The following is a 13851-nucleotide window of genomic DNA, read 5'->3' on the forward strand; positions in this document are numbered from 1 at the left end:
ACTAACTATTACTCTTGGTTTGTATATATTGATTTAATTGATTTGTAAATGCTTCTGCTGCGTTATACCCCATGACTTTTAAGCGATGATTCATTGCTGCTACTTCAATTAATGAAGCAATTGAACGTCCTGGGCGTACTGGAATTGTAATCTTTGTAATATCAGTATTAAACAGACGTGTTGTTTCATCTGATAATCCAATACGATTATAGATTTTCTCGTTATTCCAGTCCTCTAATTCAATCATTAATGTTACACGCTTTTTATGACGGTAAGCACGAGCTCCAAACATTTCTACAACATTAATAATCCCAATCCCACGTACTTCGATGAATTGTTGTAATAACTCTGGGGCTCGTCCAACAACAAGTCCTGGCTCTTTCTCAAAGATATCTACACGGTCATCAGCAATTAATTGATGTCCACGATGAATTAATTCTAAAGCTGTCTCACTCTTCCCGATACTACTTTTTCCTGTAATTAATACCCCAATCCCATTTACATCGACTAATACACCATGTACTGATTCAATTGGAGATAAAGCTTCTTCTAAATAGTTTGAGATTGCTGTGAATAATACTGTTGTTTCCTTCTCACTTCGTAATAAAGGAACTTTCGTTTGTTCTGATAGTTCAATCATCTCTTGCGGGATCTCAAAGTTTTTAGAAAAGATAATAACTGGCGTTTCATCTGTAAACAATACACGAGCTCGTTCACGACGAACCTCACTCTCTAGTGATTGAAGATATAACCACTCCTTTGTCCCAATAATTTGAACACGACGTTTAGCACTATCTCGGAAGTACTCAACAACACCTGTTAACTCCATCCCAGGACGAGATAACATTTGTTCTGTGATTGGACGATCTAACGAAAGATTTTCCGTTACAACCTCTAATTTTAATTCTTGTACTAAATCCTGAACTGTTACTACATTCATAACTTATTCACCACCAAAATTTGATTACATGTCTAATGACTATTAGAGAATTCCGTCTAATCATAACATGTGTTGATAATTCATGTGTGACTAGATATTAATTTTTAAAGAATCTTCCTTTAAAATATAGTGATTAATTCCCATTCGTAACAATGAAATAAAGACTGAAGCTAAAATAGCTAGCCCAAAAGAATTAATCTCAAATGAAGGTCCCATTAAATAATCTGCAACCCAGAGTAAAAATCCATTCACCACAACATAAAATAGTCCAAAGGTCATGATGGTTAATGGTAAAGTTAAAATGACAATAATCGGCTTTAAAATAATATTTAAAACGGTCATAACTATCGCTGTATTTAAGGCATCCCAAAAACTAGCAATATAAAACCCTTGAAACCATCCACTCGTTACCATTAAAACTAATGTATAAACAATTAGATTAATGCCAATTGACCTCATATCAAAACAGCCAACCTGTTTTGTATAAATAACTTGGGGTTGCTTTATATCTTCAGGACCCTTTTGTTTTTGACTATTACTTTGCTTAGCATTTCCATCTAAAAGATTTTCAATCACTTCTTGTTCATCAATTATTTCATGATTTGAATTTAGATCCTTCTTTTGATCCATGCTACACCCTCCTCAATCTAGCCAACTCTATTGTATCATAAGTCAACTCTATCACAACATTTTTAGTAATTGTTGTAAATTGAATTCATATTTAAGGATTTCATTAATATGAATTATTCACTCAATATTTTGGTAACTATATAGAAATAGAAATGTATTTTATAATTCTACACTAGCCTTAGTTAGTGAATTACTTTAATACAAAAGCATCCTATAGTCCAGATAAAAGTTTTTATGATCTGAAAAACTTATCTGGACTTATATATATAAAAAAGCCCGCTAACTTTAACCGATCGTCGTTAAAGTCAGCGGACTTTTTCAGAATATTTACGAAAACACGTATTCACCTTTTATAGCTTCAGCTAATGACCTAAATTATTGATTGTCGTAAGAACTTTCACTAACTGTCCATCCCTCTATAAGCATATAAAATTTAAACGGCTACTACGCTCCGTAAACGAAAGATTACCAGCCCAATCTGAGGACTTTAGTTTGTTTGTACTTTCGGCCAAAATCCCATGGATTTGTGTTGACCAGTAAATCTAAATCATTTCCAGTAATGGCACTTCCGCGATCTAAAACAATCGCTTTACCAATACCATCAATATCTACAATTGTTCCACATGGATAATCTTGTCCAGCGGCAACAATACGAACTGAACCATATGTACTATCATTATAGTAAATGGTTGAGCTAATATCTGGGTATGGTTTACACGCAACTCGTGTTCCACATCCTGCACAGTTTGTATCATATGCAGTCATATTAGCAACGAAAGATGTAATTGGACCCGTTCCAATTGCAATCGTTTTAGTTTGACCTTCGTCAACTACATTCGCCTTTACTTCAGTTTCTTCGACCTGTTCTCCATTCTTATAAACCTTTTCGATGACGTGTTCGACTACTTTTGGCGAACCTTCATTCCATACTTCTTGTTCCCCTTGTGGAATGTCGTCTGTGTAAACATACTCTGTATCTAAATTTATTTCTTCAAACACTGATTCGTATGCTTTTTCTACACGTGTAATTTCAATCTCCATATCTCCTTCAACTAAAGAAGTTTTAGCGACTGAAATCTCATCATTTGAACTTAGTTCAATACTACGTTGTTTTAATACATCGTCTACTGTTGATTCTGTTGTCATGACTAAAGTTTTGATTCCGCCATCATTAATAACTACGGATTGTGCACGATTAATCTCGATGTCCATTCCATCGTAGACTTGATCGTCAAAACTTACATTCATATCATCGAAATTTCCAACTCTTATTCCTTGCTCTTTAAGCAAGCCATCCACCGTTTGCTGATATGTGGTGAATGTATTCAGCTCTCCATTATCATTGATGTTTACTTCCTTCAAGTTGGATTGCATGACAGCGTAGATTCCAACTACAATTACGCATAATGACATAATAAATGCAATTAGATCTCGTTTCATCTCATGCGCCTGTTGCCTAAAATAACTACCATACCATTCATATGGGGGTGAGCCTTTTAGCAACAGTTCACCTCCTTCTTTACGTCCGATAAACAAGCAAGTAATCTTTCTAGAGTGAGCTTACGACGTGCTTATCATAGCACGTGGGCAAAAAGAAGGTCAACCGCCAAGCCAGTCTAAAGTTCAGTTTAATACATTTTTTATACATAAAGAACATATTTTTAAGGCAAAAAAACACAATTTGTTCGTTTTTCGCTATTTTCCCTTATTTTGTTAAACAAGTTTGTCAAATCAAGAAAAAACTAGATCCTTCTATTAGCTCTATATTATGGTATTAAAACATATATCCTTATACAATGAAAATCTCCCAAATTATATGGATTACTTGTTCAAGATATAATTAAATATTCAAGCTTTTATACATTGATAAATGATTGATATCAATCCCGTCATAATTAAAGTCTGAGTACAGAATAACTATAGAAGCAGTAACATTTGTTACAATATAAAAAATGACTACCCCTATCTAGTAATTGAGTATTTCTATAAACTAATAAAAACCCTATCTATTAAATAGATAGGGTTTTTATTAGTTCATCTGACGCTTTCGATCGCGAGTTAAAATTTTATTTAAATACTTTCCTGTATAAGAACCTTCTACATTAGCAACTTCCTCAGGTGTTCCCTTCGCAACAATTGTTCCTCCGCGTGTTCCACCTTCAGGTCCTAAATCAATAATATAATCTGCCATTTTAATCACATCTAAATTATGCTCAATAATGATGATTGTTGCTCCTTCTTCAACCATACGATTTAGAACTTTTAACAATCGTTTAACATCTTCGATATGTAAACCAGTCGTCGGCTCATCTAAAATATAAACAGTTTTATCCGTAATACGTCGATGTAATTCTGAAGCTAATTTAACACGCTGTGCCTCTCCTCCAGATAGCGTTGACGCTGGTTGACCTAATTTTAAATACCCAAGCCCTACATCACATAATGTTTTTAATTTACGTGCAATTTTAGGGTGATGTTCAAAGAATTCATAAGCATCTTCCACGGTCATGTCTAAAACATCCGCAATATTTTTACCACGATATGTCACCATTAATGTTTCGCGATTATATCGCTTTCCATGACAAACTTCGCACGGAACATAGACATCCGGTAAGAAGTGCATTTCAATCTTTAACACCCCATCTCCTCGACAAGACTCACAACGTCCACCTTTAACATTAAACGAAAAGCGACCTTTTTGATACCCACGAACCTTCGCTTCATTTGTTGAAGCAAATAAATCTCGAATATCATCAAACACACCAGTATATGTGGCAGGATTTGAACGCGGTGTACGACCAATTGGTGATTGGTCAATATCGATAATTTTCTCAATATACTCCATTCCTTTTAACTCTTTATGTTGTCCTGGCTTCTCTTTTGTACGATAAAGTTTCGAAGCAATTGAACGATATAAAATATCATTAATCAACGTTGATTTCCCCGAACCTGAAACTCCAGTTACAACATTCATCACACCCATTGGAATAGATAAATTCACATTTTTTAAATTATTTTCTTTAGCTCCCTTAATTTCAATAAAGTTACCATTTCCTTTTCGTCGTTCTTTTGGTAAGTAGATTTGTTTCTTTCCACTTAAATATTGACCAGTAATCGATTTTTCATTTTGCATCACTTCTTCTGGTGTTCCTTGTGCCACAATTTGACCACCATGTATACCAGCACCTGGGCCAATATCAATTAAATAATCGCAAGCCATCATCGTATCCTCATCATGCTCCACAACAATCAATGTATTTCCTAAATCTCGCATTGATTTAAGTGTTTCAATTAAGCGGTCATTATCACGTTGATGTAATCCAATTGAAGGTTCATCTAAAACATACAAGACACCTGATAAACGTGACCCAATTTGAGTAGCCAATCGGATACGCTGTGCTTCTCCACCTGAAAGCGAACCTGCCGAACGATTTAAGGTTAAGTAATCTAACCCTACATTAACTAAAAAACTTAGACGCTCTTTAATTTCCTTCAAGATTAAATTTGCAATTACTTTATCTTTTTCACTTAAATTTAAGTTTTCAATAAAATCTAATGCTTCTTGAATAGATAAATCAGTAAAATCATTAATATTCTTTCCATCAATTAAAACAGATAAAGCTTGCTCCGAAAGACGTTTTCCATGACATTTGTTACATGTTAAATCGGACATAAATCCTTCAATCCATTCACGCATAAATGAAGAGCTTGTCTCCATATAACGTCTCTCTAAGTTGTTAATAACCCCTTCATACGTATCGACTTTTTCTTGTTTAATTCCACTTTCAGACTGTAGCTGAAAATGAATAGGTTCATTTGTTCCATATAAGATAATATTCTTCTCTTTATCTGTTAATTGCTCGAATGGTTTATCTAAATCAATACTATAATGTCGACAAACAGTATCTAATAATTTTCGACTATAATTCTCTTCTTTTTCCCATCCACGAATAGCACCCTGTGCAATTGATAGCTTTGGATCGGGAATTAATAAGTCAACATCAATTTTCTTTTGGACACCTAATCCACCACATTCAGAACAAGCCCCAAATGGTGAATTAAATGAAAACATACGTGGCTCTAACTCTCCAACTGAGAAATCGCAATATGGACAAGAAAAATGTTCACTAAAGATTAACTCTTCTTCACCAATTACATCAACCAGTACTTTTCCACTTCCAAGTTTTAAAGCTGTTTCAAGTGAATCAGCTATCCTTGCACTTGCATCTGGTTTTAATGCAATACGGTCAACGATTACTTCAATCGTATGCTTTTTGTTCTTATTTAAATTTATTTCCTCATCTAGATCGAGCATCTCACCATCGACTCGAACACGTACATATCCATCTTTCTTTAACTGCTCAAATACTTTGGCATGTGTTCCTTTTTTTCCAACAATCATTGGAGCTAAAATTTGCATACGTGTACGCTCAGGATATTGATACAAGCGATCAACCATCTGTTCAACTGATTGTGCCTGAATTTCAACCCCATGTACAGGACACACAGGCTTCCCTATTCGAGCAAATAATAAACGTAAGTAATCGTAAATTTCAGTTACAGTTCCAACCGTTGAACGTGGATTACGATTAGTTGTTTTTTGATCAATTGAAATGGCTGGAGATAATCCTTCAATCGAGTCGACATCTGGTTTCTCCATATTCCCTAAAAACTGACGGGCATAGGCTGATAAACTTTCTACATAACGTCGTTGCCCTTCCGCATAAATTGTTTCAAAAGCAAGTGATGACTTCCCTGAACCTGATAATCCTGTCAAAACAACTAATTGATTTCGTGGAATTTCAACATCAATATTTTTCAAGTTCTGTTCTCTTGCACCTTTCACGATAATTTTATCGTTCATTTTAATTCACCTCATGACTTCTGAGTTAAGATTCATCTTCTTCAGCTAAATATTTTGAAAATGGTAAAAATAATGTAAATGTCGATCCGACATCGACTACACTTTCTACTGTTAATCTCCCACCCATTGCTTCAGCTAAACGTTTAGAAATACTAAGCCCTAATCCTGTTCCTCCAAAACGTCTTGAAATCGTATTATTTTCCTGCGTAAATGCCTCAAAAATAGATTCTAACTTATGGGATGCAATCCCCTTACCTGTATCTTGAACTTTAATACTTAAATAAGCATCTGTTTCGTTTTGATAATCTAATTCAAAGATAACTCTAATTTCTCCACTTTCAGTAAATTTAATCGCATTTGAAACTAGATTAATAATAATCTGCTTAATACGACCCTCATCACCATATAATTCATGAGGAATTTTTTCATCTACAATAAGATTAAAATCAATCCCTTTATTGGCCGCTTCAACAAGAAATAACTCTTCAACTTTATCAGCAGTTTGGAAAATATCAATCTTCTCAATACCTAATTTAACTTTCCCATCTTCAATCATTGAGAAATCTAATAACTCATTAACATGCCTTAACAATAAATCACTCGAGTATTCAATAATCTCTAATTGCTTTCTTTGTTTAGGTTGATCAATACTTAGCTTTAAAAGTTGAATGTATCCTTTTATTGCGTTTAATGGTGTCTTTAACTCATGTGAAACCTTAGCTAAAAAGAGAGTTTTAGCCTGGCTTGCTACAAGTGCACGCTTCCAAGCAAATTCTAATTCTTGGCTCTGTTTATCTTTTACATTTAATAACCGCTCATTTTCTAAATAAGCATTTCGCACCATCAAAAATGAAGGTTTCCAAATTGAACTTAGATTACGTGGTACAGTGTAATCTCCTTCTCCACAACGTTTTACATACTCAATCAACAAATAACAAGGTCTAATAATGACCACAAATAAGATATAAGAAACAAGTAAAAATAAAAAAATCAATAGAATGGTACTAAATTCAAATAAACTAATCGTCTCTTCAAGGACTGACCCAGTTAAAGAGCGATTCAGTTGATAGTGAATCATTTTTACATTATTATTCTCAGAAATATACCGATTAATATAATATCCTTCATCTTTCAAAATTTGAGAAGCTTGCTCAAAATCTGCACTCTCTAACTTTTGCTGAATCTCAAAAGGGAGATTATTTTCATTATATAAATGATTACCTATATAGTACAAACTTCGAGTAAAACGCTCTTCTTGAGAAACGAATTGTTCTGATGTTAAAGTCTCGTAAGAAAAACGAATATATCCTAATATTTGATCGTTGTATTGTACTAGTTGATAGACTGACCAAGTAGTATTTTGACGATCTTCCTCATTTACAAGATATAAATTTTCGTCCATCTTAACTATATCTAATGTGTTTAATTTTTGCTGTAACCTCTCCCTGTTACATTCATGACAATAGAATGGAATAAATTTAAAATCGATAATCTTATAATCTTCTCGATAAAGTTTCTTAGTTTGATCCAAGGTATCATTGATGATGTCTATTGTTTTTAAGTATGCAAGATAGAAGGCTCTATCTTCTTGTGGCGGCATTGAACCACCAGGTACAAACTCATCAATTAAACGTTCAATATCATCATTATTTAATGATTCAATCAACTGTAAGTTTTCTTTAAGAATCTTTAATAATTTATACTCTTCAGATTTTACTAATCGGATATATTCTCTAGTATTAGCATCCATTTCCATTCCAATACGATTTACATCTTGATCAATCTCAAAAAGTCGTTGAGAATAATTCTTTTCATAATTCAAATAAAAAGTTAAAGCAAACGAGAGTATTACAACACAAAATATAGTCCAAAACATCATGGTTAAACGCCAAAATAATCTTTTCATTTCATCCTCTTCCCGTATAACTTCCTATTCCCAACTTGTTAATTTCAAAGTAACTTCTCTTTCATTAGCTGGACGCTTTAAAACACCATAAATTTCTTCACTTGAACGAATAACAACATCAATATTATATTCAGGTGAAAATGATTCTGGAATTAACTGTGCTAACAATTGGTGGAAAGATAGCTTTTCAGCTAACCCATAAAAATCGATATTTACCGTAATTTCTAAATTTGTTAACTTATCATCCATAAAATGAGCAATCCCGATAATTCCATAATAATGTGGATAATATTCTTTAATCACTTGCTTAAAGGCACTAAATTGGTTTGATAAATTTGAATCAAAAGCTAATGTATTGTTATCTGGCAATAAATAATACTTCTCATTAACTTTTTCCCAATTCTTAATTTGTGAATTTTTTTCCCCAACCAATGTTTTGGCTACCATATGTCCTGGAGTCACGGCACTTTCTTCTTGCACAATATATAATCCAATCATAATTGGAACGGTTTCAAATTGCTCTTGTGTTCTTAAAATATCAATCACACGTTGAGCAATCTCTTTTCCCTTTTCAATTAATGTATTCTCATCCAAGACAATCGTTTGATCATATTCCAACTCATTTTTCCATGTTTGATATGGATTCAATGCCAACCCTATCGTTACCCCTTCTAGAACTGTCTCATCTTCACTTTGAACCACATAGTTTTGTTCTAATAAATAAGCTAGATAGACTGGATTAACATCTATCCCGTCGATATTAATGATTTCATCGTTAGCTGGATTTAAACCAATATCCACATAGTCTGGATCTAATTCCAATTCTTTTTCTAACTCAACAGCTGTCATCTTCTTTGCCAATAGCTGTTGAACAATTGGCTTCGTTAAAATTTGCCCTTCTTGGAAGTAAACCTCTTTTGGATCAAAATAAGATTGAGATTCACGCATTAACGCTAAATCAAACGTGTCAATATCATAACGGTTCTTCATTTTTGAATATCTTGAATAAACTAATCCACGCGTTGGACTCGTCTTATAAGGAAGCATCGTACGATAATACTCACTTGTTGCTTCATTTGATAACAACTGCTTTGTTAACATTTCTTCTTCAGTCATATTTTCTTGAACAGGTGGTACAGGAGGAGCAGAACACCCTATTAACACCACTAAACTGCATAGAAAGCTAACCATCAACACATAAATACGCTTCATTGAAACCCTCCTATTCACCAAGCATTTTTAACATCATTTCTTCATCAATCACTGTCACACCAAGTTCTTGTGCTTTTTTAAGTTTTGATCCACTCTTTTCTCCAGCAACTAAGAAATCCGTTTTAGCACTCACACTTCCTGAAACTTTAGCACCTAAAGCCTCTAATTTCACACCCGCTTCTTTACGAGATAGTGTTGCTAACGTTCCTGTTAAAACAACTGTTTTTCCATAAAATTCATTTGCTTCATTAGCAGTAGAAACTTTAACACCTGTATAACTCATATTCAATCCTAACGCTTTTAATTCATTAATTAATTGAACATTAGCGTCCTGCGTGAAATAGTGAACAATACTATTAGCAATTACATCTCCAATTTCAGCAATTCCTTTGAAGTCATCAAACGTTGCCTGCATTAAAGCATCAATCGTTTCAAAATGAGCAGCTAATACTTTTGCCGTCTTACTTCCAACATGACGAACACCTAAACCAAATAATAATCTTTCTAAACTATTCTGTTTACTATTTTCAATAGCAGTTAATAAATTCGTTACCTTCTTCTCTCCCATACGTTCAAGAGGTAATAGTTGTTCTTTTTGTAATTTATAAATGTCAGCTACATTTTCAATTAACTGGTTATCATATAGTTGTTCAACCACTTTCACACCTAAACCATCAATATTCATAGCATCACGAGAAACAAAATGACATAAACTCTCAACAATACGTGCAGGACAATCAATATTTAAACAGTAGTAATCCGCCTCTCCTGCTTCACGAATCAGCTCACTACCACAACGCGGACAGTCTTGAATCATTTCAAATGGTGCTTCATCTCCATGACGCGCATCAATAACCGGTTTAACAACCTCTGGTATAATTTCTCCTGCTTTCCGAATAATGACACGGTCATTAATACGAATATCGCGCTCCTTAACATAGTCCTCATTATGTAACGTCGCACGACTGACACGTGTTCCAGCAACACGAACAGGTTCTAATACTGCATTAGGCGTTACCATTCCTGTACGACCAACAGTAAAAATAATATCTTTCAGAATAGTCTCCACTTCTTCTGCTGGGAATTTATACGCAATCGCCCAACGTGGACTTTTCACTGTTGATCCTAACTTTTGTTGTTCATTTAATTGATTGACTTTAATCACAATACCATCAATTTCGTACGGTAAATCAAAGCGATTAGTTGACCACTTTTCAATATAAGCTAATACGCCATCAATTGAGTCACAAACTTCACGGTTAGGATTCACATTAAACCCTAACTCTTCAATCTTTTGTAAGCTCTCATCATGCGTCTGACACCCTAACTCTTCAGCACTCGGGACAGCATAGCAAAACATCGCTAATTCACGTTTTGCTGCAATACGAGAGTCTAATTGACGTAATGATCCCGCTGCCGCATTACGAGGATTCGCAAATAATTCTTCTCCTTTTTCAGCACGTTGTTTATTTAACTTATCAAGTGTTGCCTTTGACATATAAACTTCCCCACGTACCTCTAGAGGATCTTTATATGGAATATGTAGAGGAATCGTTTGAATTGTTTTTAAGTTTTCAGAGATATCTTCTCCTACCACTCCATCTCCTCGCGTTGCTCCTTTAACAAACTGTCCATCACGATAGTGTAACGTAACAGCTAATCCATCAATTTTTAATTCACATACATAAGAAATATTAGGTGATACTTTTCGAATACGTGCATCAAAATCACGTAAATCACCTTCATTAAACGCATTCCCTAATGAAAGCATCGGTTTTTCGTGTTGAACTTTATTAAATCCTTCTAATATCGCTCCTCCAACACGAACAGTTGGAGAAGTTGATGATTTTAATTCTGGATATTGTGCTTCCAATTCTATTAACTCTTGCATTAATCGATCATACTCACGATCACTTACGCTTGGCTTATCAAGCACATAGTATTCTTTATTGTATTGATTTAACAACTTCGTTAATTCTTCGACACGTTGTTTAGACATAACGACATCCTCCTTTTACCACTCATTTCATTATGAACGTTTCTTTAATGCTGGATGTGATCCCATTAACTTCTTAATTCCATGTGGAGCACTAAAGGCAATTGAAATCACTTCACCTTTCACTCCAACGACGACACCTTCACCAAATGTGTCATGCTCGACCTTATCTCCACTATTCCAAGACGATCCTGAATTTAAACTAACTGTTTTAATCTGACGTTTTGGTGCTTTTGATTCCATCGCTTCTTTTAAAGTAAATGAAGGACGTGGACGTGATTCAATTCCTGTCTTATTTAAATAAGTTTCTGAAATTTCACGAATGAACATGGACTCAGGATTGGCTGAACGCATTCCGTATTGATAGCGACTTTGTGCATTTGTAATGAATAAAAGATCTTCTGCACGAGTAATCGCAACATATGCTAAACGACGTTCTTCTTCTAAATCATCCGCTCCTTGTTCAATCGCTGAACGAAGTGGGAAGATTCCATCTTCAAATCCACAAATAAAGACAACTGGGAACTCTAACCCTTTAGCCGCATGAATAGTCATAAGTGTGACTTTTGATTCATTGGCTTCTTCTTCAGTTTCTGTATCAGTTTGTAACATTAAATCATTTAATAAAATAATTAACTTGGTCATCGTCGGAAGATCATCTGCACGTTCTTCACTTTCTTCTTCTGCTAAAATTTCATCTAAATCAACATCTTCAAATTGCGTAGCCATTGATTTAAACTCACCTAAGTTATCAATTCGACTGTCTGCTTCAATCGTATTTTCATTCTCTAACATTTCTAAATATCCTGTTTGACTTAACACTAAATCAATAAAACTTGCTAACGAATGATCCTCAATTTGTGCACGAAGCATATAAATCATTGTTTTGAAATCCATTAATTTATTTAACGTTGCTTTAGCAACTACACCCGTTGCATCTTGAATAGATGACATCAGTGATAACTCTGACTCCGCTGCAAAATGTGATAATTTATCAATTGAGGCTGCTCCAATTCCACGCTTTGGTTCATTAACGACACGAACAAACGATAAATCATCATCTGGATTACAAATTAAACGTAAATACGCCATTAAATCTTTAATCTCTTTACGCTTAAAGTAACTCTGTCCACCAACTAATCGATATGGAATATTTTGACGGAGCAATGCCTGCTCAATCGCACGTGATTGAGAATTCGTACGATACAAAACAGCAAAATCATGATAATCACAAGCATCACGTCGCATATATGCAATCTTATCTGCAATATAATTTGCTTCAACATCTCCATCAGAGGCACGATGATATTCAATGGCTTCGCCTTCTCCACGATCAGACCATAACTGCTTATCACGACGGCCACTATTATTTTTAATCACATCATTTGCAGCATTTAGAATCATTTGTTTTGAACGATAGTTTTGTTCTAATAACACAACTGATGCATCTGGATAATCACTTTCAAATGATAAAATATTTTCAATATTCGCTCCACGCCAACTATAAATAGACTGATCCGAGTCACCAACGACACAAATATTACGGAACTTCTCAGCTAATAATGTAACAATCTTATACTGAGCATGGTTCGTATCTTGATACTCATCGATGTGAATATATTGGAACTTATTTTGATAGAATGATAAAACTTCAGGATGTTTTTCAAATAAATGAACTGTTAGCATTAATAAGTCATCAAAATCAACACGATTATTTTTAAATAATGTTTGCTGATATTTTTCATAAACACGAATCACATCTTCATTTTCAAACTCTTTATTTAAATCACTTGGTGTCTTCAGTTCATTTTTAGCATTACTAATTTGCGATAAAAAATATTTTGGTGATTGGCGTTTTGGATCTAAATTTAAGTCTTCCATCACTGTCTTAATAACACTTAATTGATCGGCATCATCTAAAATACCGAAATTCAAATCATAACCAATTAAATCAATATCACGTCTTAAAATACGAACACACATTGAGTGAAACGTTGAAATCCAAACATCTTTTCCACGCTCACCAATTAACTTTTCAACACGCTCTTTCATTTCGCGAGCAGCTTTATTTGTAAACGTAATTGCAAGAATATTATACGGCGATACTTGCTTTTCAGACATTAAATATGCAATACGATGGGTTAATACACGTGTCTTCCCTGAACCTGCCCCCGCCATTACTAATAATGGACCTTCAGTGGTTAGAATAGCCTCCTTTTGTTGGGGATTCATTTTATCTAATAATTGACTCATCATCTCACCTCTATAAAAAATTTCATCTATATAGATACAGAAATATATTT

8 protein-coding genes are annotated in these 13851 nt (G+C 34.2%); all 8 read right to left on the minus strand.

All coding sequences use genetic code 11. The annotated features are described in order from the left end of the window. Position 1: 1 nt before the first annotated feature. The 8 genes from hprK to pcrA all read right to left on the minus strand — a co-directional run bounded on the left by hprK (position 2) and on the right by pcrA (position 13801). Positions 2-940 (minus strand): HPr(Ser) kinase/phosphatase, encoded by a 939-nt coding sequence (gene hprK / locus NEH74_RS05590; protein ID WP_055241985.1) that lies wholly within the window; start codon positions 938-940, stop codon positions 2-4. A 90-nt stretch (positions 941-1030) separates the two neighbouring features. Next, a complete protein-coding gene (locus NEH74_RS05595) occupies positions 1031-1570 on the minus strand; it encodes a phage holin family protein (protein ID WP_055241987.1) in 540 nt (179 codons plus the stop codon). Positions 1571-2035: 465 nt separating this feature from the next. Then, complete coding sequence (locus NEH74_RS05600) at positions 2036-3073, minus strand: 3D domain-containing protein (RefSeq protein ID WP_237252705.1); 1038 nt, start codon at positions 3071-3073, stop codon at positions 2036-2038. A 526-nt stretch (positions 3074-3599) separates the two neighbouring features. Beyond that, entirely contained in the window at positions 3600-6434 is a 2835-nt protein-coding gene (gene uvrA / locus NEH74_RS05605; RefSeq protein WP_055304826.1) for an excinuclease ABC subunit UvrA, read from the minus strand. Positions 6435-6459: 25 nt separating this feature from the next. Continuing rightward, complete coding sequence (locus NEH74_RS05610; RefSeq protein ID WP_262941170.1) at positions 6460-8340, minus strand: sensor histidine kinase; 1881 nt, start codon at positions 8338-8340, stop codon at positions 6460-6462. 24 nt (positions 8341-8364) lie between these two features. Next, on the minus strand, positions 8365-9552 hold the full coding sequence (locus tag NEH74_RS05615; protein WP_055304822.1) for a CamS family sex pheromone protein: 1188 nt from the start codon (positions 9550-9552) through the stop codon (positions 8365-8367). A 10-nt stretch (positions 9553-9562) separates the two neighbouring features. Then, positions 9563-11551, minus strand: a complete 1989-nt coding sequence (gene ligA / locus NEH74_RS05620) for an NAD-dependent DNA ligase LigA (RefSeq protein WP_212724420.1) — start codon at positions 11549-11551, stop codon at positions 9563-9565. A gap of 30 nt (positions 11552-11581) precedes the next feature. Next, entirely contained in the window at positions 11582-13801 is a 2220-nt protein-coding gene (pcrA, locus tag NEH74_RS05625) for a DNA helicase PcrA (RefSeq protein WP_055304818.1), read from the minus strand. Positions 13802-13851 lie beyond the last annotated feature (50 nt).

The organism is Turicibacter sp. GALT-G1 (assembly GCF_025594995.1).
Taxonomy (GTDB): Bacteria; Bacillota_I; Bacilli_A; order MOL361; family Turicibacteraceae; genus Turicibacter; species Turicibacter bilis.